Origin of the sequence: Bacillus cihuensis (assembly GCF_000504145.1) — a bacterium.
In the GTDB taxonomy this organism is placed as follows: Bacteria; Bacillota; Bacilli; order Bacillales; family DSM-1321; genus Peribacillus; species Peribacillus huizhouensis.
Genome location: NZ_KI632495.1, coordinates 1757780 through 1779673, shown reverse-complemented (window position 1 = coordinate 1779673; position 21894 = coordinate 1757780). Strand labels below are relative to the sequence as shown.

Genomic DNA, 21894 nt, shown 5'->3' with positions numbered 1-21894 from the left:
ATAAGGAAGTGATAACATGTTTATCGATCAAACCAAAGTATTTGTAAAAGGTGGAGATGGTGGGAACGGAATCGTTGCTTACCGAAGAGAAAAATATGTACCAATGGGCGGACCGGCTGGAGGAGATGGCGGTCACGGCGCGAATGTTGTGTTTGAAGTGGAAGAAGGATTACGGACGCTAATGGATTTCCGTTATCAACGTCATTTCAAAGCACCGCGTGGCGAACACGGCATGTCCAAAAATATGCACGGCAAAAACGCTAGTGATATGATTGTTAAAGTACCACCAGGTACAGTTGTCATGGACGATGATACAAAAGAGGTCATTGCTGATTTAGTTGAACATGGTCAACGTGCAATTATCGCAAAAGGCGGACGTGGCGGACGTGGGAACTCCCGTTTTGCAAGTCCATCCAATCCGGCTCCGGAGATTGCGGAAAATGGTGAACCAGGGCAAGAACGGAATATTATTCTTGAGCTTAAATTACTTGCTGATGTAGGGCTAGTTGGCTTCCCAAGTGTTGGGAAATCAACCTTGCTTTCGGTTGTTTCTGCTGCACGTCCGAAAATTGCTGAATATCATTTCACTACGATTGTTCCGAATCTTGGTATGGTTGAAACTGAAGATGGTCGTAGCTTTGTTATGGCTGACTTGCCTGGATTAATTGAAGGAGCTTCTGAGGGTGTTGGCCTCGGACATCAATTTTTACGTCATATCGAAAGAACGCGTGTCATCGTACACGTTATTGATATGTCAGGACTAGAAGGTAGAGATCCTTACGAAGATTATCTAACGATTAATAAAGAGCTTCAAGAATACAATCTCAGACTTACTGAGCGTCCACAAATCATCGTTGCAAGTAAGATGGATATGCCTGATTCAGAAGAAAATCTGCAGATCTTTAAAGAAAAATTGACAGAAGACTATCCAATCTTCCCGATTTCAGCTGTTACACGTGAAGGAATTCGCGAGCTTGTATATGCTGTTGCAGATAAAATCGAGGAAACACCAGAATTCCCTCTTGAGCATGAAGAGGAAGAGACAGGTGTTCACCGCGTCATGTACAAGCATGAAGTGGCACAAGATGAATTTGAAATTACTCGTGAGTCTGACGGAAGCTTTAATGTTTCTGGCTTTAAAATCGAACGCCTATTCAAAATGACGGATTTCACCCGCGATGAATCGGTTCGCCGTTTTGCAAGACAGCTACGTACTTTCGGTGTGGATGAAGCATTACGCTCACGTGGAGCGACAAATGGAGTGACTGTTCGAATACTGGAATATGAATTTGAGTTTGTTGAATAAAGTGAAACTTCAATCGGTGGGGGCTTCATTCCCCGCTGATTGCTAGTCCGGATCTACTGTCGCTAAGATCTTCGCATTCGCTTCGATCAATCGACAGTACGAAAACCCTATTCAATGAATCACAGTCTAAGTGCGCCGCGTCCTGCGGCAACGTCTGTGTGACCTACATCCTGTGGGCCTCAACAAAACCGCTGAAGTTCACATCGGTAGGTTTCACTGTATCTCACCAAACGGGGGCTTACTGCCCGTTAATGCGAGATAAAGACAAAAATATTTTAACGTCATAAAGTTGGAGGTGCGCGCATGGCGAACAAAATTGATAAAAAATTCTACTTAGTTAGAGAAGATGTGCTGCCGGAAGCGATGAAGAAAACACTGGATGCGAAAGAAATGATTGAAAGAGGCAAAGCTGAATCAGTCTGGGAAGCCGTCCAACGGGTAGATTTAAGTAGAAGTGCTTATTATAAATATCGTGATACCGTTTTTCCGTTTCATACGATTGTAAAGGAAAAATTGGTTACATTATTCTTTTATCTGGAAGATCGCTCCGGAACTTTATCAGAGTTGCTGCGTGTCGTCGCATCATCTGGCTGTAATGTGTTAACTATTCACCAAACGATTCCTCTACAAGGTCGAGCCAATGTAACTTTATCACTCGATGCAAGTGCGATGAAGGTTGGAGTGGATGAAATGATGACAAATTTCAGGAAAATGGAATTCGTCGAAAGGGTAGAAGTATTAGGATCTGGTACGTGATTGGCTGTCCCATGCATATTGTGCGTGGGTTTTTTTTCTATAGATTGACGCATAAATTCAGCTCCGGTGAGCAATACTTAAATCCCGCTCGCAGAGTATCGATTCCAGCACGCAAACCCTTGGCGCTTGTAAAGCTGGAAAATGGAAGTTTTATCGCTGATCAATGACAAAATTCGATGCATATTCTTAATTTCATACATTTAATTTTTGTTTTTCCACCCTTTTGTTGCAAAACTATTGTAAAATATCAGAATATATCATAAGATAAACATTATTTTCGTGAAAAAGGAGTTATTTTACATGACATATGAAATTGCTTTCTTGGGTCCAAAGGCAACTTTCACGGATTTAGCGGTTTCTAAGCTTTTTCCTGATGCAAAGAAAATACCGATGCCGACGATTCTTGACTGTCTAGATGCAGTTGAAAAAGGAGAGGTGGAACTTGCTCTCGTTCCGATTGAAAATGCGTTGGAAGGTTCGGTTAACATCACGATTGATTATTTAACCCATGAAGCACAGTTGCCGATACGGGGAGAAATTATTATTCCGATTCAGCAGCATTTTATGGTTCATCCTAATCATAGTGATCCTGCATTTAAACCGGATATCGTTTACTCTCACTCCCATGCGATCGCGCAATGTCATAAATTTTTGCACCGTGAGTTGAAAGGGATTCCTTATGAATATACAACGTCAACGGCTGCGGCAGCAAAAATGGTTAAAGAGAATCCAGAGCGGAAAATTGCGGCGATTGCTAATGAGATGGCAGCAGAAGAGTACGGACTTGTCATCACGAATCATAATATTCATGATTATTCCCATAATCATACGAAGTTCGTTGTCGTTTCTCATAAAGATGTAGCGTATCGTGGACATATGGCGGCAGAAGGTGGCAGGAAGACGACGCTTATGGTCACGCTGCCAGCGGATTATACGGGGGCGCTGCATCAAGTGTTATCTGCATTTGCTTGGAGGAAGTTGAATCTTTCCAAAATCGAGTCTCGACCAATGAAAACGGGTCTTGGCGATTACCTCTTTATTATTGATGTAGAAATGGCGATGGACGAAGTGTTGATTCCAGGAACGATTGCTGAGTTAGAGGCTTTAGGTTGCAAAGTGTCTGTTCTAGGCTCCTATCCTAGCTTCTCTGTTAAAAGTAGCGTCATGCAAAAGTGAGTTGAATGGTGCTGTACATGCAAAGGGTCAGACCTCGCAATAACTAAATACAGTTATAGATAAAATACACTACTTACTGATTTAGAGTGCGAGGTCAGACCTTTAGGAGACATCCTTTAATCAATGAGGATGTTTGCTTTCTTTAGCGCTGCCTCTGCTTCATTGAGTAGTTCTTCTGAAGATGCGGCAATGGTATGTAAATGAATACCGTTCGTCAATTCGGACAAGTAGGCGGCTTTCGTCTTTGTCACCTTCTCTAAAAATTGCTGAACTTCCTTGCGATTGGTCACCATAATGGAAGCTGTCAAATCGCCGTACACAGGATGTTCAACTTTTACATCCTTTACCATAATACCTAGATCAACAAGCAGATTTAATTCTATTTCAGTGAGTGATGGGTCATGATTGCATGCGACAGTCCGTTCATGCATGATTGGCTTTTTTGTTTGCAAATATATATATCCTTGACTCGTGGCGACGATTGGTTCATTTCTTGCTTTTAGCAAGGTAATATCGCTCACAATAACTTGTCGGCTTACATTCGTCATTTTCGAGAGTGCGCTTCCTGTGATCGGTTGCGCTGATGTTTGTAATAAACTCAGTAATTTTTCCCGTCTTTCTTCCCCTAACAATTTCTTTCTGTCTGTCATTGTACCGCTCCTTAGCGTAATTATCGATATCCTAAGTTTATCATAAGAGACTCCTAAACCGTAATCTTGTTATGAAACGGTAATAATTTCAATGATACATTGACAAAGATTTTGAACATCTTCCTCCGTCGTGTGTTTGCCAAAAGAAATCCGTATGAGCTGATGTGCCTCTTCTTCTGATTTTCCAAGTGCAATCATCGTTTTTGAAGGCTCTTGCTTGCCGATTTGACAAGCACTTCCTGTTGATATACAAAACCCCATTCGATTTAACTCTAGCATCATATATTGGCCTTGTAATCCTCTACACGTAAGCGCAAGAATGTATGGGGATTGGTAGGACGATTCAATAACTTGAACATCCACGTCATGTTCAAAAAGCTGATTCAAGCAAAGATCGCGTAATGTTTTCACACGACTGAACTCTTGACTTTGTTGATCTACGAATGCATTTGCTGCCGTAATAAAGGCGGCAATGCCAGGAACGTTGACCGTTCCAGCGCGAAAGCCCGCTTCATGCGTCATGTTTGGAATCGGTGGGGTCAGCTCACCGATTTTCGGAAAAATGACGGCGCCAACGCCCTTTGGTCCATAGACCTTATGACTGGAAATACTGATGCTATCACAAAGCGCACAAATGGTTTGAAGCGGAAATTTCCCAAATGATTGTACACAATCGACATGTAGGAAAATTCCTCGTTCCTGCGTAATCTGGCCGATTTCTATAATCGGCTGAATGACGCCAGTCTCAGAGTTGACGTGCTGAACAATGACCATACATGTCTGTTCGTTCATATTATCATATAGATGTTCCAAATCAATTCTTCCATCGGCTAAATGCTGTAAATATGTTATTTCATAGCCTGTTTCTGCAAGTTTTTTCACATAATTTGCTAACGAAGCGTGTTCTGTTTGGCTGATCATGATATGATTTTTTGCTCGGTTTCGTGAAGCTAAAAAAGTCTCTAAGGCGAGGATATTGCTTTCAGTTCCACCACTTGTAAATACGACACTTTCTTTTCTGACTCCAAGAATATCGGCAAGTTGTTGCCGGGATAAATCGAGGAGCCCAGAAGCATTGGTACCGATGTCATGAAGGCTTGTGCTATTGCCGAAGTAACGTTGTGAAGCTTCGATCCAAATTTTCTGTGCATCAGAATCGATTGGCGTTGTTGCTGCATAGTCAAAATATCTCAATATATCCACATCCATTTTGTTAATTAAATAGACTGCTAGAAAAAAACTCTTGTAAATCATTAAATAGTATGTAAAGATATGTGTCAAGACATCTGTTTATACAGGAGGCGGAAGTATGGACCCGGTGGATGTACTGATAGTCGGTAGTGGTGTTGCTGCTTTGCAGACAGCGTTTACAGCTAGCAAGACTAAACATGTGATACTCATCACAAAATCAGAATTAAGACAATGTAATTCCTACTTAGCTCAAGGTGGCGTTGCTTGTGCCATAGCCAATGACGATAAACCTGAGCTACATAAAATAGATACAGTCTGCGCTGGTCGCAATTACAATAATCGACTTGCTGTTGACAAGCTTGTAAACGAAGGTCCTGTCGTAATGCAAGAGCTCATGCATTCAGGAATGGTGTTTGATTGTAATGAACATGGTTTGCCATTGCTAGGGCTAGAAGGAGCGCACAGCCAAAGAAGGATTCTCCATCGTCATGGTGATGCAACAGGAAAGCATCTGATGGAACATTATCTAAAGCGCTTAGCCAAATCTTCCATACACGTGATGGAGCATACAGCGGCGATTGAATTAATTCTCGGCGAGGACGACTCATGTATCGGCGTCAAAACGATGAGCAAAGAAGGAAAAATAAACTCCATTTATGCGAAAGCGGTTGTTTTGGCAACTGGGGGCTGTGGTTCATTATTTCAATTTACTTCCAATTCACCCACTGTGAGCGGAGATGGCATTGCATTAGCATTTAAAGCAGGAGCGAGAATTCGAGATATGGAATTCATTCAATTTCATCCAACCTTGCTTTATATAAATGGCAAAACAGTAGGACTTGTGTCAGAAGCTGTTCGGGGAGAAGGAGCAGAGCTAGTTTCAGAGTCAGGGAAGCGAATAATGAACGATGTGCATCCCCAAAAGGAGCTGGCTCCCCGTCATATTGTCGCACAAACAATTTATGCTTATTTGAAAAATGGTGAACAAGTCTATCTAGACATTTCGATGATTGCTGATTTCAAAAAAAGATTTCCCACCATTGCTGCGCTTTGTGAAAACAATGGACAGGATTTAACCAAGGCAAGAATTCCGGTTGCACCAGGAAATCATTTTTTAATGGGTGGCATTGAAGTTGATGAATGGGGAAGAACGTCCGTCAAAGGGTTATATGCAGTAGGTGAAGTCGCTTGTACAGGCGTTCACGGTGCGAACCGTCTTGCGAGCAATTCTCTGCTTGAAGGACTCGTTTTTGGAAAGTCTGTTGGCCGGTATCTTGCAGAAGCACCTGAACGTGTTTTGCCTATTGAAAAAAAGCAAACAAAACGAGCGCTATCACATTTAATTTTACCTAATCTAACAGTTATACAAGCAAATATAATGAATGATGCGGGAATCGTCCGTAATCAAGCAAAACTTTCCAGACTCCTATCGTGGCTGGAATCATTCAATATAGAAGCATTATTGTTTGTTGATGTGACACAACTCGCTTTACGTGATATCGAAAGAATCAACGCGGTCATCGTGTCATGGTTGATTGCATACTCAGCAATCGAGCGAACGGAAAGTAGAGGCGGTCATTTCAGAACAGACTATCCGTTTGAACATGATGAGGATTGGCGTGAGGAATCAGTTGTGCTTGATCGAAATCGAGCCATCCATCAATTGAAAGGTCGGGAGCTATATGAACAAATTAAAGCTTAAGCAAATATTAGAAGCATTTTTCATCGAAGACATCGGTGATCGAGATGTGACGAGTGATATATTGTTTGCTAAAGATGAGCGTGGCACATTAACTTTTTTAGCGAAGGAAAAAGGTGTTTTTTCGGGAAGTGATGTGATTAAGACCGGCTTTTCGTTACTAGATGAGCATGTGTTTATTGAGCTTTTTGTACAAGATGGCGAAGAATTTGAGGCAGGCTGTACACTTGTTTCCATCACTGGAAACATGGCGGCACTGTTGAAGGGGGAGCGAGTTGTTCTTAATTTAGTGCAAAGAATGTCTAGTATTGCTACGGCATCTAAGCAAGCTTGTACCCTATTAGAAGGAACGAAGACGAAAGCGTGTGATACACGAAAAACAACGCCAGGCTTAAGGATGCTAGAAAAATATGCAGTCCGTTCTGGCGGAGCTTTTAATCATCGCTACGGGTTATATGATGCTGTCATGATTAAGGATAATCATATATCCTTCGCTGGTTCGATTACGAAAGCAGTTGAAATTGTGAAATCGAAGCTTGGTCATACGATAAAAATTGAAGTAGAAACAGAATCGGCAGAGCAAGTAAGAGAAGCCGTTGCAGCCGGCGCTGATATTATTATGTTTGATAATAGAACGCCAGAAGAAATTGCTGAGCTTGTTAAACTCGTGCCACCCCATATTATAACGGAAGCATCTGGGGGGATCACCTTAGATACATTGGCATTATACCGCCAAACAAATGTTGATTTTATTTCTCTAGGTTGTCTGACCCATAGTGTTCGGGCATTGGATATAAGCGCAAAAGTAATGGAATGTAAGGAGGCTCTCTAATGAGTATTCTGGATTTGGTACAAGCATCAACAAGTGTTTTACCTGATATGTATAAAACGATGTCAAACGAACAAATGGAAGCTCGTGTTTGGGAAATTAAAAAAGAACTTGGCGGACGATTATTTATTCCTGGTCATCACTATCAGCGTGAGGAAGTGATTCAGTTCGCCGATGTAACAGGCGATTCCTTACAATTGGCACAACTTGCTGCCAAAAACCGTGAGGCGGAATCGATCGTGTTTTGCGGCGTTCACTTTATGGCGGAAACGGCTGATATTTTGACAACACGAGAGCAAACGGTCATTTTACCAGATATGAGAGCTGGTTGTTCGATGGCCGATATGGCTGATATCGAGCAAACTGAACGAGCATGGACAAAGCTACAAGCGATGTACGGAGACACAATTTTGCCGCTTACTTATGTGAATTCAACAGCTGCCATTAAAGCTTTTGTCGGAAAAAATGGTGGTGCGACCGTCACCTCATCGAACGCCAAAGAAATGGTTTCGTGGGCGTTTTCCGAAAAACAAAGAATATTATTTTTACCTGATCAGCATTTAGGAAGAAATACTGCTTATGATCTAGGCATCCCTCTAGATAAAATGGCTGTATGGGACCCGCATAAAGATGAATTGATCTATGATGGTAATGTGGAAGATGTTCTTGTGCTATTGTGGAAGGGACATTGTTCTGTTCATGAAAATTTCACAACCAAGAATATAGAAACGTTACGGATAGAGCGTCCAAATATGAATATCATTGTTCATCCTGAATGCCGTAGAGAAGTTGTTGAGATGTCTGACTATGCCGGTTCTACCTCCTATATTATCGATAAAATTGAACAAGCAAGTCCCGGCAGTGAGTGGGCGATTGGCACAGAAATGAATCTTGTCAAACGATTAATCAACAAATATCCAGATAAAAACATTATTTCCTTGAATCCTAATATGTGCCCTTGCCTAACGATGAACCGCATCGATTTACCTCATTTACTCTGGTCATTAGAATCAATTGTAAGTGGAGTTCGGTTTAATCCGATTGAGGTGCCACAAGAAATCGCAAATGATGCTATTCTTGCTTTAAATCGCATGCTTGAGCGTGCGTAAGCTTAAAATATTCTAGCCCCGCCCCTTTTCCGAAGATAATACCTAAATGGCATTCTCTTCGGAAAAGGGGCGGGGCTTTGCAAAATCACCTCCGCACCGCCACCTTCATAAGGTTATTCGATTTGAGAACCTGAACTTTTTTCATCGTTTTAGTTAGGAGCAGACGCTCATGGATGTTTTTTAGAAAATTTTGATCCTTCCCCAGTGGTGAACGGGATTGCTCTCATAAAAATGTAATCTCTCGCATAAGTTTTGATGATAATGATAGCAATTTGCCTAACGCTTCATAGTATATATGGACTTATGCATAGGAGGGGTTAACAGCGTGAAAATTCATATAGTCCAAAAAGGTGATACACTTTGGAAACTTTCAAAGAAATATGGCGTAAGCTTTGAAGAACTTAAGAAGGTAAATTCACATCTTAGCAATCCGGATATGATGATGCCTGGTATGAAAATAAAGATTCCTGGAGCAAGCGGTCATGTCGCGAAAGATGGGCACCATCATGCGAAAATCAATTACGGTACGAAGGCTGGGGCTGTGGAACATCATCCAATCATGAAAGAGCAGCACGCTGTGAAAGAATATCCAATCGTAAAAGAGCAACATATGGTGAAAGAACAACCGATGGTGCAAGCACCTCAAGCGCCTCAAGTGGTAAAGGAACAACCAATCGTAAAAGAACAACCGATCGTAAAAGAGCATCACGTAGTAAAGGAAAAGCCAATCATAAAAGAAAAACCGATTGTGAAGGAAAAAGTAATCGTGAAGGAAAAACCGATTGTAAAAGAAATGCCAATCCCTCAACCGGTTATTCCAGAAATTGATATTAATAACTATTATATGGTCAATATGGCGAATATGAATGTGCAAAAGCCCGTTGTTCAGCCACAAATGCCTGTAATACCTGAAAAGCCAAAACATGTGCTTCCTAGTTATGAAGAAGAGAAGATTGTAGAATCCATGGAAGTGGAGTCTGTGGAGGTAATTATGGAAGAGGAGTGTATGCCTATTACACCGATCATGCCAGGTACTGGTTTTTGTTATCCGCCTCCACCTAATCCTTGGGCCTATCCACATATGCCTGGTATGGTAGCAGGCACGCAAAGCATGCCATGTCCAACTGGTTATGAGTATCCGCAGCAGCCGGTTTACGGGCCAGGATATCCGATGCCGCAAGTTGGATCGCACCACTATCATATGCACGAATCTTCATCTGATGAAATGTATCACCATCCTCATTATTATGGAACCGACAATATACATGGGGTCATGCCCAATCAGCCTTATCAGGGTGGTCATCATGTTCCGTATGCAAAACATGAGTCCTCTATGGAGTCTTTTGGCGGCGTGATGGGATCACAGTATCAGCCATATATCCAACCGCAAAAACAAGAATCCGATTGTGGATGTGGCCCAAAACATGTAGCAAAACCATATAATCCTTATCAACCAGGGTATGCCATGGGTCCAGGACATCATCATCAAGCTAACTATCCACAAAATGTAGGTGGATCCTACGAACATGAATCGGTAGAGTCTGATTATTATGATGCTAATATTCCAGTAGCACAACCAGGATATGGTGGCCATTCAAGTCACGGAAGTAATCCGGGATATGGAGACCATTCAGATCACGGAAGTAATCCGGGATCAGGAGGCCAACCAAGCGGAGGCATGTCAGGGTTCGGAGATCAACCAAGTGGAGGAATGGCAGGGTTCGGAGGCCAACCAAGCGGAGGCATGTCAGGGTTCGGAGATCAACCAAGTGGAGGAATGGCAGGGTTCGGAGGCCAACCAAGTGGAGGCATGCCAGGATTCGGAAGCCACCCAAGTGGAGGCATGCCAGGATTCGGAGGTCAACCAAGTGGAGGCATGCCAGGATTTGGAGGTCAACCAAGTGGAGGCATGCCGGGAATGGGAGGTCAACCAAGTGGAGGTATGCCAGGATTCGGCGGCCAACCAAGCGGAGGCATGCCTGGGTTCCACCCAAGCGGAGGCATGCCGGGAATGGGAGGTCAACCAGGTGGAGGTATGCCAGGATTTGGAGGTCAACCAGGTGGAGGCATGCCAGGATTTGGAGGTCAACCAAGTGGAGGCATGCCGGGAATGGGAGGTCAACCAGGTGGAGGCATGCCGGGAATGGGAGGTCAACCAGGTGGAGGTATGCCAGGATTTGGAGGTCAACCAGGTGGAGGCATGCCGGGAATGGGAGGTCAACCAGGTGGAGGTATGCCGGGAATGGGTGGTCAACCAGGAGGCATGCCGGGAATGGGAGGTCAACCAAGTGGAGGTATGCCAGGATTCGGCGGCCAACCAAGCGGAGGCATGCCTGGGTTCCACCCAAGCGGAGGCATGCCGGGAATGGGAGGTCAACCAAGTGGAGGTATGCCAGGATTCGGCGGCCAACCAAGCGGAGGCATGCCTGGGTTCCACCCAAGCGGAGGCATGCCGGGAATGGGAGGTCAACCAAGTGGAGGTATGCCAGGATTCGGCGGCCAACCAAGCGGAGGCATGCCTGGGTTCCACCCAAGCGGAGGCATGCCGGGAATGGGAGGTCAACCAAGTGGAGGTATGCCAGGATTCGGCGGCCAACCAAGCGGAGGCATGCCTGGGTTCCACCCAAGCGGAGGCATGCCGGGAATGGGAGGTCAACCAAGTGGAGGTATGCCAGGATTCGGCGGCCAACCAAGCGGAGGCATGCCTGGGTTCCACCCAAGCGGAGGCATGCCGGGAATGGGAGGTCAACCAAGTGGAGGTATGCCAGGATTCGGCGGCCAACCAAGCGGAGGCATGCCTGGGTTCCACCCAAGCGGAGGCATGCCGGGAATGGGAGGTCAACCAAGTGGAGGTATGCCAGGATTCGGCGGCCAACCAAGCGGAGGCATGCCTGGGTTCCACCCAAGCGGAGGCATGCCGGGAATGGGAGGTCAACCAAGTGGAGGTATGCCAGGATTCGGCGGCCAACCAAGCGGAGGCATGCCTGGGTTCCACCCAAGCGGAGGCATGCCGGGAATGGGAGGTCAACCAAGTGGAGGTATGCCAGGATTCGGCGGCCAACCAAGCGGAGGCATGCCTGGGTTCCACCCAAGCGGAGGCATGCCGGGAATGGGAGGTCAACCAAGTGGAGGTATGCCAGGATTCGGCGGCCAACCAAGCGGAGGCATGCCTGGGTTCCACCCAAGCGGAGGCATGCCGGGAATGGGAGGTCAACCAAGTGGAGGTATGCCAGGATTCGGCGGCCAACCAAGCGGAGGCATGCCTGGGTTCCACCCAAGCGGAGGCATGCCGGGAATGGGAGGTCAACCAAGTGGAGGTATGCCAGGATTCGGCGGCCAACCAAGCGGAGGCATGCCTGGGTTCCACCCAAGCGGAGGCATGCCGGGAATGGGAGGTCAACCAAGTGGAGGTATGCCAGGATTCGGCGGCCAACCAAGCGGAGGCATGCCTGGGTTCCACCCAAGCGGAGGCATGCCGGGAATGGGAGGTCAACCAAGTGGAGGTATGCCAGGATTCGGCGGCCAACCAAGCGGAGGCATGCCTGGGTTCCACCCAAGCGGAGGCATGCCGGGAATGGGAGGTCAACCAAGTGGAGGTATGCCAGGATTCGGCGGCCAACCAAGCGGAGGCATGCCTGGGTTCCACCCAAGCGGAGGCATGCCGGGAATGGGAGGTCAACCAAGTGGAGGTATGCCAGGATTCGGCGGCCAACCAAGCGGAGGCATGCCTGGGTTCCACCCAAGCGGAGGCATGCCGGGAATGGGAGGTCAACCAAGTGGAGGTATGCCAGGATTCGGCGGCCAACCAAGCGGAGGCATGCCTGGGTTCCACCCAAGCGGAGGCATGCCGGGAATGGGAGGTCAACCAAGTGGAGGTATGCCAGGATTCGGCGGCCAACCAAGCGGAGGCATGCCTGGGTTCCACCCAAGCGGAGGCATGCCGGGAATGGGAGGTCAACCAAGTGGAGGTATGCCAGGATTCGGCGGCCAACCAAGCGGAGGCATGCCTGGGTTCCACCCAAGCGGAGGCATGCCGGGAATGGGAGGTCAACCAAGTGGAGGTATGCCAGGATTCGGCGGCCAACCAAGCGGAGGCATGCCTGGGTTCCACCCAAGCGGAGGCATGCCGGGAATGGGAGGTCAACCAAGTGGAGGTATGCCAGGATTCGGCGGCCAACCAAGCGGAGGCATGCCTGGGTTCCACCCAAGCGGAGGCATGCCGGGAATGGGAGGTCAACCAAGTGGAGGTATGCCAGGATTCGGCGGCCAACCAAGCGGAGGCATGCCTGGGTTCCACCCAAGCGGAGGCATGCCGGGAATGGGAGGTCAACCAAGTGGAGGTATGCCAGGATTCGGCGGCCAACCAAGCGGAGGCATGCCTGGGTTCCACCCAAGCGGAGGCATGCCGGGAATGGGAGGTCAACCAAGTGGAGGTATGCCAGGATTCGGCGGCCAACCAAGCGGAGGCATGCCTGGGTTCCACCCAAGCGGAGGCATGCCGGGAATGGGAGGTCAACCAGGTGGAGGTATGCCAGGATTTGGAGGTCAACCAGGTGGAGGCATGCCAGGATTTGGAGGTCAACCAAGTGGAGGCATGCCGGGAATGGGAGGTCAACCAGGTGGAGGCATGCCGGGAATGGGAGGTCAACCAGGTGGAGGTATGCCAGGATTTGGAGGTCAACCAGGTGGAGGCATGCCGGGAATGGGAGGTCAACCAGGTGGAGGTATGCCGGGAATGGGTGGTCAACCAGGAGGCATGCCGGGAATGGGAGGTCAACCAGGAGGCATGCCGGGAATGGGAGGTCAACCAGGAGGCATGCCGGGAATGGGAGGTCAACCAGGAGGCATGCCGGGAATGGGAGGTCAACCAGGAGGCATGCCGGGAATGGGAGGTCAACCAGGTGGAGGAATGCCGGGAATGGGAGGTCAACCAGGTGGAGGCATGCCAGGATTTGGAGGTCAACCAAGTGGAGGCATGCCGGGAATGGGAGGTCAACCAGGTGGAGGTATGCCAGGATTTGGTCGCAATCCAGAATTCGGCGATTATCCAGCAGTTGATGGTCAACGAGGTAATGGAAGTCAGCCATGGTACGGTGCTCGACCAGATATTACCGGACAGTTTCAACCAGATTTAATGCCAGGAAATGTAAATGCTCCGCAAACTTTTGGACGACCGACATTTGCCGACGAAAGTGATGCATATTAAGGCAACAGGAGACAGTGTATTTTACACTTGTCTCCTCTCTTATTTGCAAAGTCATCAGCTACAGCCATTGAAAATCGAACATTTGCGTAGTTCTGTTTACCTTGTTCAATGTAAGGAGTATTCTTTTATCATGAAAGGGTTTGCTTCGATTGTAGCATTAAACAAGCAAAAAGAATTGACTCAACTTTTAAAAAAGAATGGGTTTACCGATTCGTATTCGTTTTTGGAACATTTACCTGTGTTTGAACATGCCGGCCAAGTATTCGGAGCTATCGAGTACGTCTCGCCTTCATCGGACCGCTTTCATTTTAGAAATGAAAAAAATCGGATCGAAGGATTACGCGTACTTCGTACATTTCATAAAAGTACCGGCTCAAACTTAACCAATAAACTCAGCTATTTTAATCAAATAGTTAAATGGGAAGAACGTTTAGGGCTATTTTGTTACAATGAGCCATTTCTCCGCGAGTTAGTTGCTGAACCGATTTTAACTAGTTGGATAAACTGGGCTAAGTGGGCGTTAGCCGGGATGAAACAGCATGAAAATGAGTTAACGGCTGAGAAATCAGTTATCATTCATGGCGATTGTGCCCATCATAATTTTTTAAGAAAACAAGATGGCGAACTTGCCCTGATTGATTTTGACCTGATTGCCTACGGTGCACCGCTCATCGACTATTTGCAATATTGTAGTCGAATCTGGCCCTATTTAGGTGACCCAGCAAAAGAACTATGGTCGTATCCGGAAATCGCAGTCTACAAAGATAATAAAGCATTTTTATATGCTCTCACATATCCAACCGATATATTACGTGAGTGGAATCGGCTCTGTAAACATCAGGTTTCCAACCATTCAACGCAGATGCATAGCATCTGGAAAATGACCGTTGAACGATTTGCGGAACGGATGAAATTCAATGAAGAAATAGCTGGTATGATTGAATTGCTTTGACAGGAATCCTCTCGTCTGGACGCAACTGACAGTGTAAAAACCGAAGCTGAAATGGAAACTAAAATAGAGCATACTCGCTCATTTTCATTTTAGGAGGTTTTCTACGTTGGTGCAGAAAAAAAAACTCGTGCTCCCATGTGTGGTTTTGTTGTGCGGACTCGTTGGTTGCTCGGCTAATAATCAGGCTGGGGATAAGAATCAAGACGATGTCCTAAAAACGGGCGGCTATGATTCGAATAGTAAGGATCGTTTAGTCCGGCAAATCACGTATCAAGCACCAATTGGCCAGGTGGTGTACGATTATAACGAAGCCAATCAGATTCAAGAAAATCTAGAAAGAAATGGCGAGGATCCCACCATTCCGAGATCGGAATATGGGGATGGCATCCTATTTCAAGATCGCCGTTTCAGCTCAAAAGATCGTAATTACCACGGTCACATTACTCCACTAAGGACGAAATCGTCGTATTACAATGCGTATGAAGGCAGACTTGTCGACGCCATCATGAAAACAGCAAACAAAGTCGATCATGTGCAAGAATCATGCGCAATTGTCAGAGATAAAGAGCTCATAGTTACATTATTGCTCGATGATTATTCTAGGGACGTGGCAATTGCTGCTAAAGAAAAAGTTGAAAGCAGCGTTAAATCTATGGCAGGCGGTCGAAAGCTGTACGTCTTAACTGACCAAGGAGTTTATTATCGCACAACCGTGCTAGACAATAAGCTTCGTGGCGGCGGACCAAAAGAACAAGTCATCTTAAATGTGGAAAATATGATGGATACGCTTAACATTCATGAAAACCATATAAAATAATAATTTCCAAAGGGTCTGGCCAACACTCTATACAACATTTATTATGACTTTACTCGTCATACAAACGTTATAGTAGATGTAAGGTCTGGCCCTTTTTTTGAGGGATATGAGTAAAATCTTTCTTCTTGGTCAAACTATGGAATAAATGATTCCACTTCGGCCAGAAGAGGTGATTACTAAGTGAAATTGAAATTAGTTTTTCTATCTATTCTATTAACAGGAATAGCTTGGATTGGATCTGTTTCATCAGCATCAGAACAAACCAATGTGATAACGGCAGCTTTAGAAAGAAAGGTCGTTTTGCAGCGGGTGTATTTGGATGGTGAGATGAGTGAAGAGACGCATACTGAGTCTATTTTAGCGATGGAGGATTTTTGGGCGGAATATGTAGGTTGGGAGCTTGTTGACCAAAATAATGAAAGAATAGTTTTAAAGAAAAACGAACCAGATATTTCCCCGTTACTAAAATCAAATGGATTTTTTGGAATCAGTGAAGATGGAATCTTCTCCATATTTAACGGCAAACCGGAGGAGCAAAAAATCATTCAGTCTTTTTTCCAACTCGATATAGAGAAGCTAGAAGTGAAAGAACAAGAAGAGCTTGTACATGGAATTCCCATTTTGAATAAGAATCAATATGAAAAGGTGCTTGAAGCGTACAAGTCTTATTCTCTTCCATATAATAAAAAATGAATCAAGCCAATAAAAGACATGTTTCGTTTCGGGAATGGGGACGAGCATGTCTATTTTTGTATGAAGGACATGGGGACGGGGCTTTGCGACTTACTAGTATAGACCTTCTACTTAGCAGGAATCGTGGAAGCGGAGGTGGGGGATAACTGCCCGTAAAAGCCCCATTGGTGATAAACATTGAAACTTACCGATGCGCGCGAGCAGAGGTTTAGTTGAGGCCCACAGGATGTGGGTCACACAGATGTTGCCACAGGACGTGGCGTACTTAGTCTGTGATTCATTGAATCTGGTTCGTACTATCGCTTTATCAAAGATTTAGCAGCAGTAGAACGGGACAAACAATCAGTAGGGGATGAAGAAGCTCCCCACTGATTGAAGTTTCACTATATGATCGAGAAAGCATCTGAAATTTCGGCTCTGTACCGCCACCATTGTGATTAGGAGAAGTATAGCGTGCTTCATGATCTACCCTTCATAGTAACTGGTGGCGTTTTAACGCCATTCATTGTTTGCTAACTTGATCGCAATCATTTCTCTGTCTTGTCCGTGTTTTTGTGGTAAAATAAGAGGTAAAGCAAATTCAGGGAGCGAAGAGATTTGTATGATTATATAAAAGGGACCATTAATTATATTGGACCAGAATACATAGTGGTGGAAAATGGAGAGATTGGCTATCAGATTATGACGCCCAATCCTTTTGTTTTTTCAGCAAAGATGAATGAAAAGGTGCAAGTTTTCCTCTACCACCATGTACGCGAAGATATTGCCGCGTTTTATGGCTTTGAAACACGTGAGCAAAAAGCTTTGTTCACAAAATTATTGAATGTAACGGGAATTGGTCCAAAGGGGGCGCTTGCGATTTTGGCTTCCGGCCAAGTAGAGCAAGTGGTACAGGCCATTGAAAATGAAGATGAAAGCTTCCTTGTGAAATTCCCAGGTGTCGGCAAGAAAACGGCACGTCAGATCGTACTTGATTTGAAAGGGAAGCTTGAGAATATCATTCCTGATGCTTTTCCGAATCTTTTCAATGACGGTCATGATAAAGCTATAAGAGCTGCAGGGATCAGTGAAGCATTGGAAGAGGCGACACTTGCGTTGAAAGCACTCGGTTATTCTGAGAAAGAAGTGCAGCGGGTAGCGAAAAAGCTTCAGGATGAGGAAATGACGACAGAACAATATATTAAAAAAGCATTGCAAATGATGTTAAGATAAGGGGTGGCGAATATGGAGGAGAGACTGCTCAACCAGGAAGCTGAATTGAACGAACAATCCTTTGAACAAAGCCTACGACCTCAATATTTAAAACAATATATTGGCCAAGAGAAAGTAAAGGCGAATTTAAGTGTGTATATAGAAGCAGCGAGAATGCGTGAAGAAACATTGGACCATGTTCTTTTATATGGCCCACCTGGACTTGGGAAAACAACCCTTGCGGTAATCATTGCCAATGAAATGGGTGTGAATGTTCGGACAACATCTGGTCCGGCAATTGAAAGACCTGGTGATTTAGCGGCGATTCTTAGTGCCCTTGAACCAGGTGATGTGCTCTTTATCGATGAAATCCACCGTCTACCCCGCACCGTTGAGGAAGTGCTGTATCCAGCGATGGAAGATTTCTGTTTAGATATCGTCATTGGAAAAGGGCCGACTGCTCGTTCTGTTAGAATTGACTTGCCGCCCTTTACGCTTGTCGGAGCAACGACTCGGGCAGGTTCCTTGTCTGCGCCATTGCGAGATCGTTTTGGTGTATTAAGCAGGCTTGAATACTACACGGAACCACAGTTAGCGGATATAATCGAGCGAACTGCTGTGATTATGGAGACAGAAATGGATCAACAAGCAGCAGGGGAATTAGCGCGGCGCTCTCGTGGTACACCGCGGATTGCCAACCGTTTGCTTAGAAGGGTTCGTGATTTTGCCCAAGTACGTGGAGATGGTACAATTACACGGGACATGGCTGATTATGCACTCGAATTAATGCAAGTGGACCGTTTAGGCTTAGATCATATTGACCATAAATTACTTAAAGCCATTATTGAAAAATTCCGCGGTGGACCGGTTGGTTTAGAAACGATTGCAGCGACAATTGGTGAAGAATCCCATACGATTGAGGATGTTTACGAACCGTACCTCCTGCAAATCGGGTTTATCCAGCGAACGCCAAGAGGCCGGATTGTCACTGAGCTTGTCTATCGGCATTTTCAGATCGATCCGCTAATGGAAAAATGATTGGAGCGAACACGCATGCGTTTTCGTCAAGCATCAAGAGAATGATTTGAAGATTTAGGAAGTGAAAAAGTTGAAGGTAGATTTATTTGATTTTCATTTGCCAGAAGAATTGATTGCCCAAGTTCCGCTTTTAGACCGTGAATCAAGCCGTTTAATGGTGCTAAATAAAGAGACTGGTGAGATGGAGCATGAAACATTCAAGCAAATAACGAATTATCTGAAGCCAGGAGATTGTCTCGTATTGAATGATACGAAAGTTCTTCCAGCTCGATTATTCGGTAGTAAGGATGGAACAGGTGCGAAGATAGAAGTTCTTCTTTTAAAGCAAGAAGAAAATGATTCGTGGGAAACGCTTGTAAAACCAGCAAAACGGATTAAAGAAGGATCGGTTATCGTATTTGGTGATGGGAAGCTCAAAGCCGTTTGTACAGGCGTGCTTGAACATGGCGGTAGAATCCTTGACTTTAGTTATGATGGGATTTTTTACGAAGTGTTGGACGAGCTTGGAACGATGCCGCTGCCTCCTTATATTAAAGAACAATTGGATGATCAGGACCGCTATCAAACTGTTTTTGCAAGGGAGCGGGGATCAGCAGCAGCTCCTACAGCTGGGCTGCATTTTACCGAACCACTGCTTAGAAAAATTAAAGAGATGGGTGTTCATATAGCCTTTATCACATTGCATGTCGGCTTAGGCACCTTCCGCCCCGTAAGCGTCGATGATATCGACAACCATGATATGCATTCGGAATTTTATCAAATGACAGCTGTAACGGCACAGATCTTGAACCAAGTTCGTTCGGCTGGAGGAAGAATTATCACCGTCGGCACGACTTCAACCCGAACACTAGAAACGATTGCATCGCGTCATGATGGTGTTTTTCAAGAAGAAAGTGGTTGGACGAGTATCTTTATTCACCCGGGTTATGAGTTTAAGGGGATTGATGGCATGATCACGAATTTCCATTTGCCAAAATCAACGTTGATTATGTTAGTCAGTGCACTATCCACTAGAGAACATGTGCTACATGCTTATGAAACAGCCGTATTAGAAAAATACCGCTTTTTCAGTTTTGGCGATGCGATGTTGATTATATAAAGTGGAACTTTCATCAGTGGGAGTTTTACAGGGATAAAAAATTTAATAAATAAAGGAGTTCTTGCTTTTGACTGCAATACGTTATGAACATATTAAAACATGTAAACAAAGTGGTGCGAGGCTAGGAATTGTTCATACACCACACGGCTCTTATGAAACGCCGGCCTTTATGCCAGTAGGAACAATGGCGACTGTAAAAACCATGTCACCAGAAGATTTAAAACAAATGGGTGCCAATATTATTTTAAGTAATACGTACCATCTATGGCTGCGTCCGGGTCATGATATTATTAAGGAAGCAGGCGGCCTGCATAAATTCATGAACTGGGATCGGGCTATATTGACCGACTCAGGCGGATTCCAAGTATTTAGCTTAAGCGACTTCCGAAAAATTGAAGAAGAAGGCGTACATTTCCGAAATCACTTGAATGGGGACAAGCTTTTCTTAAGTCCTGAAAAAGCGATGGAAATTCAAAATGCACTTGGCTCTGATATTATGATGGCGTTTGATGAATGCCCGCCATTCCCAGCAACTGAAGAGTATATGAGGAAATCGGTTGAGAGGACATCTCGTTGGGCTGAACGTTGTTTAAACGCTCATGAGCGCCCACATGATCAAGGGTTATTCGGGATCGTCCAAGGTGGCGAATTCGAACATTTACGTAAACAAAGTGCCAAAGATCTTGTTTCACTAGATTTCCCTGGTTATGCAATTGGTGGTTTATCTGTCGGTGAACCGAAAGATATCATGAACCGCGTTCTTGAATTTACGACACCGCTATTGCCAAGTGACAAGCCGCGTTATTTAATGGGGGTTGGTTCACCGGATTCATTAATTGATGGCGCGATACGTGGTGTGGATATGTTTGACTGTGTATTGCCAACAAGGATTGCCCGCAATGGTACTTTAATGACAAGCAATGGTCGATTAGTTGTCAAGAATGCGAAATATGCGCGTGATTTCGGACCAATCGATGAAAATTGTGATTGCCATGTTTGTAAAAATTACAGTCGCGCTTATATTCGTCATTTAATTAAATGTGAAGAAACATTCGGAATTCGATTAACTACTTACCATAACCTTCATTTTCTGTTAAACTTAATGGAACAGGTTAGACAAGCGATCCGTGAAGATCGATTGTTAGACTTTAGAGAAGAATTTTTTGAGCAATACGGTTTTAATAAGCCAAATGCTAGGAATTTCTAACTCAAAAAAATAGATATTATTCAGAAAGGAGAGATATTATGCCACAAGGACTAGGTGGAATTCTACCATTAGTATTAATGTTTGTTCTGTTTTACTTCTTATTGATTCGTCCAAATCAAAAGCGACAAAAAGCGGTTAATTTGATGCAATCAAGCTTAAAGAGAGGGGACAAAGTCGTTACAATCGGCGGTCTTCATGGAACAATTGACAGCATTGAAGATGCAACAGCTGTCATTAAAGCGACAGATGGAAGTAAACTGAAATTCGAGCGTTCTGCAATCCGCGAAGTAAAGGAAAGCGCTCCGGAAAAAGAACTCGTATAATTCAGAATGAAAATTGAAGGGTCTGACCTCGCACTCTAAATCAGTATATAGTGTCTCATACACCTATCTTATGCTGTGTTTAATTGTTGCGGGGTCTGACCCTTTCTTTGTATCTATGATCTTTTTTACGTCTGTGATGAGCTCATATTCACTCCAAGGACGCCGCCCATCATTGCGGTCACAACGAAGCAGCCTTGATGAATCCATTGTTTCAACGAGAATAGTGAGTCATGACCAAGATATTGGAACATAAGAATAATCAGTACATAAAGCACCCCTGTTCCACTACCTAACAGTAACCCTTGTTTCTTCCCCTTGCCACCTGAAACAAAGCCCCCAATAAACAATGTGATAAAAGAAAGCGCCATAATAATATAAGTGAGTGAACTTTCCGTAACACTCGTAAATCGCAGAATCATTGAAAAAATAAAGCTAAACAGAATGATTAATATAAAAATGACGCCTACTCCATGCAGAATTGCAGTCCCCATTTTTCTCGTTTCGATTGTATTCCTCCCCTTTCATCATGGCTCGAAGTCTAATAGGCCTAGATGTCTTTGTACAAGCATATTCGTATGTGTCTAGTTTTAGACCAAGTGAATAACGGATCAGCCGGATTAAGTGAAACTTCAAGAGGTGGGGAATACAGCCT

General features: G+C 44.8%; 20 protein-coding genes and 1 pseudogene. 16 read left to right on the top strand and 5 right to left on the bottom strand.

Features of this window, described 5'->3' with window-relative positions; translation table 11 throughout:
• Nucleotides 1–16 precede the first annotated feature (16 nt).
• The 3 genes from obgE to pheA all read left to right on the top strand — a co-directional run bounded on the left by obgE (nucleotide 17) and on the right by pheA (nucleotide 3238).
• A complete protein-coding gene (gene obgE, locus V179_RS0114325; protein WP_028392075.1) occupies nucleotides 17–1306 on the top strand; it encodes a GTPase ObgE in 1290 nt (429 codons plus the stop codon).
• Nucleotides 1307–1609: 303 nt separating this feature from the next.
• Nucleotides 1610–2062, top strand: a complete 453-nt coding sequence (locus tag V179_RS0114320) for an ACT domain-containing protein (protein ID WP_028392074.1) — start codon at nucleotides 1610–1612, stop codon at nucleotides 2060–2062.
• 300 nt (nucleotides 2063–2362) lie between these two features.
• Nucleotides 2363–3238: a prephenate dehydratase gene (pheA, locus tag V179_RS0114315; RefSeq protein WP_028392073.1), complete on the top strand. Its 876-nt coding sequence runs from the start codon at nucleotides 2363–2365 to the stop codon at nucleotides 3236–3238.
• Between the two features lie 116 nt (nucleotides 3239–3354).
• On the opposite strand, the gene V179_RS0114310 is transcribed toward pheA, so the two are convergent.
• From V179_RS0114310 to V179_RS32490, 3 genes are all read right to left on the bottom strand, one after another.
• Entirely contained in the window at nucleotides 3355–3888 is a 534-nt protein-coding gene (locus V179_RS0114310) for a transcription repressor NadR (protein WP_028392072.1), read from the bottom strand.
• A 69-nt stretch (nucleotides 3889–3957) separates the two neighbouring features.
• Nucleotides 3958–5082 (bottom strand): IscS subfamily cysteine desulfurase, encoded by a 1125-nt coding sequence (locus tag V179_RS27990; RefSeq protein ID WP_034301187.1) that lies wholly within the window; start codon nucleotides 5080–5082, stop codon nucleotides 3958–3960.
• A 19-nt stretch (nucleotides 5083–5101) separates the two neighbouring features.
• Nucleotides 5102–5278 (bottom strand): hypothetical protein, encoded by a 177-nt coding sequence (locus V179_RS32490; RefSeq protein ID WP_407637236.1) that lies wholly within the window; start codon nucleotides 5276–5278, stop codon nucleotides 5102–5104.
• Between V179_RS32490 and nadB the strand changes: the two genes are divergently transcribed.
• The 4 genes and pseudogenes from nadB to V179_RS32485 form a co-directional block, all read left to right on the top strand.
• Complete coding sequence (gene nadB, locus V179_RS0114300) at nucleotides 5198–6781, top strand: L-aspartate oxidase (RefSeq protein ID WP_028392071.1); 1584 nt, start codon at nucleotides 5198–5200, stop codon at nucleotides 6779–6781. The two genes, V179_RS32490 and nadB, sit on opposite strands and share 81 nt — an antisense overlap.
• Complete coding sequence (nadC, locus tag V179_RS0114295) at nucleotides 6762–7610, top strand: carboxylating nicotinate-nucleotide diphosphorylase (RefSeq protein WP_028392070.1); 849 nt, start codon at nucleotides 6762–6764, stop codon at nucleotides 7608–7610. Before nadB ends, nadC begins: the two co-directional genes overlap by 20 nt.
• Entirely contained in the window at nucleotides 7610–8716 is a 1107-nt protein-coding gene (gene nadA, locus V179_RS0114290) for a quinolinate synthase NadA (RefSeq protein ID WP_028392069.1), read from the top strand. The genes nadC and nadA overlap by 1 nt, the downstream gene beginning before the upstream one ends.
• A 295-nt stretch (nucleotides 8717–9011) precedes the next feature.
• Nucleotides 9012–9125, top strand: a pseudogene (locus V179_RS32485) (LysM peptidoglycan-binding domain-containing protein); the annotation flags it as partial.
• Between the two features lie 148 nt (nucleotides 9126–9273).
• On the opposite strand, the gene V179_RS31740 reads toward V179_RS32485, so the two are convergent.
• A complete protein-coding gene (locus V179_RS31740; protein ID WP_235179123.1) occupies nucleotides 9274–9444 on the bottom strand; it encodes a hypothetical protein in 171 nt (56 codons plus the stop codon).
• Between the two features lie 855 nt (nucleotides 9445–10299).
• Between V179_RS31740 and V179_RS32225 the strand changes: the two genes are divergently transcribed.
• The 9 genes from V179_RS32225 to yajC all read left to right on the top strand — a co-directional run bounded on the left by V179_RS32225 (nucleotide 10300) and on the right by yajC (nucleotide 21242).
• Nucleotides 10300–13851: a hypothetical protein gene (locus V179_RS32225; protein ID WP_326929548.1), complete on the top strand. Its 3552-nt coding sequence runs from the start codon at nucleotides 10300–10302 to the stop codon at nucleotides 13849–13851.
• Nucleotides 13852–13866: 15 nt separating this feature from the next.
• Nucleotides 13867–14874 carry a phosphotransferase gene (locus V179_RS0114280; protein ID WP_084552357.1) on the top strand — a complete coding sequence of 336 codons (1008 nt, stop codon included), beginning with the start codon at nucleotides 13867–13869 and terminating at the stop codon, nucleotides 14872–14874.
• Nucleotides 14875–14983: 109 nt separating this feature from the next.
• Complete coding sequence (locus tag V179_RS0114275; RefSeq protein WP_235179113.1) at nucleotides 14984–15691, top strand: YhcN/YlaJ family sporulation lipoprotein; 708 nt, start codon at nucleotides 14984–14986, stop codon at nucleotides 15689–15691.
• Between the two features lie 180 nt (nucleotides 15692–15871).
• On the top strand, nucleotides 15872–16384 hold the full coding sequence (locus tag V179_RS0114270; protein ID WP_028392065.1) for an intercompartmental signaling factor BofC: 513 nt from the start codon (nucleotides 15872–15874) through the stop codon (nucleotides 16382–16384).
• A gap of 597 nt (nucleotides 16385–16981) precedes the next feature.
• Entirely contained in the window at nucleotides 16982–17596 is a 615-nt protein-coding gene (gene ruvA / locus V179_RS0114265) for a Holliday junction branch migration protein RuvA (RefSeq protein ID WP_028392064.1), read from the top strand.
• Between the two features lie 12 nt (nucleotides 17597–17608).
• A complete protein-coding gene (gene ruvB / locus V179_RS0114260; protein ID WP_028392063.1) occupies nucleotides 17609–18613 on the top strand; it encodes a Holliday junction branch migration DNA helicase RuvB in 1005 nt (334 codons plus the stop codon).
• 70 nt (nucleotides 18614–18683) lie between these two features.
• On the top strand, nucleotides 18684–19712 hold the full coding sequence (queA, locus tag V179_RS0114255) for a tRNA preQ1(34) S-adenosylmethionine ribosyltransferase-isomerase QueA (protein WP_028392062.1): 1029 nt from the start codon (nucleotides 18684–18686) through the stop codon (nucleotides 19710–19712).
• A gap of 67 nt (nucleotides 19713–19779) precedes the next feature.
• Nucleotides 19780–20919 carry a tRNA guanosine(34) transglycosylase Tgt gene (tgt, locus tag V179_RS0114250; protein WP_028392061.1) on the top strand — a complete coding sequence of 380 codons (1140 nt, stop codon included), beginning with the start codon at nucleotides 19780–19782 and terminating at the stop codon, nucleotides 20917–20919.
• Between the two features lie 38 nt (nucleotides 20920–20957).
• Nucleotides 20958–21242: a preprotein translocase subunit YajC gene (gene yajC, locus V179_RS0114245; RefSeq protein WP_028392060.1), complete on the top strand. Its 285-nt coding sequence runs from the start codon at nucleotides 20958–20960 to the stop codon at nucleotides 21240–21242.
• A gap of 125 nt (nucleotides 21243–21367) precedes the next feature.
• On the opposite strand, the gene V179_RS0114240 is transcribed toward yajC, so the two are convergent.
• Complete coding sequence (locus V179_RS0114240; RefSeq protein WP_034301183.1) at nucleotides 21368–21733, bottom strand: TIGR04086 family membrane protein; 366 nt, start codon at nucleotides 21731–21733, stop codon at nucleotides 21368–21370.
• Between the last annotated feature and the right edge of the window lie 161 nt (nucleotides 21734–21894).

Coding starts and splice junctions, on each gene's coding strand:
- nadA (WP_028392069.1), top strand. CDS start 7,610: ATGAGTATTCTGGATTTGGTACAAGCATCAACAAGTGTTTTACCTGAT.
- V179_RS0114310 (WP_028392072.1), bottom strand. CDS start 3,888: ATGACAGACAGAAAGAAATTGTTAGGGGAAGAAAGACGGGAAAAATTA.
- V179_RS0114320 (WP_028392074.1), top strand. CDS start 1,610: ATGGCGAACAAAATTGATAAAAAATTCTACTTAGTTAGAGAAGATGTG.
- ruvB (WP_028392063.1), top strand. CDS start 17,609: ATGGAGGAGAGACTGCTCAACCAGGAAGCTGAATTGAACGAACAATCC.
- nadB (WP_028392071.1), top strand. CDS start 5,198: ATGGACCCGGTGGATGTACTGATAGTCGGTAGTGGTGTTGCTGCTTTG.
- V179_RS0114240 (WP_034301183.1), bottom strand. CDS start 21,733: ATGGGGACTGCAATTCTGCATGGAGTAGGCGTCATTTTTATATTAATC.
- V179_RS32225 (WP_326929548.1), top strand. CDS start 10,300: ATGGTGGCCATTCAAGTCACGGAAGTAATCCGGGATATGGAGACCATT.
- obgE (WP_028392075.1), top strand. CDS start 17: ATGTTTATCGATCAAACCAAAGTATTTGTAAAAGGTGGAGATGGTGGG.
- pheA (WP_028392073.1), top strand. CDS start 2,363: ATGACATATGAAATTGCTTTCTTGGGTCCAAAGGCAACTTTCACGGAT.
- V179_RS0114280 (WP_084552357.1), top strand. CDS start 13,867: ATGCTCCGCAAACTTTTGGACGACCGACATTTGCCGACGAAAGTGATG.
- yajC (WP_028392060.1), top strand. CDS start 20,958: ATGCCACAAGGACTAGGTGGAATTCTACCATTAGTATTAATGTTTGTT.
- V179_RS32490 (WP_407637236.1), bottom strand. CDS start 5,278: ATGTTTAGTCTTGCTAGCTGTAAACGCTGTCTGCAAAGCAGCAACACC.
- nadC (WP_028392070.1), top strand. CDS start 6,762: ATGAACAAATTAAAGCTTAAGCAAATATTAGAAGCATTTTTCATCGAA.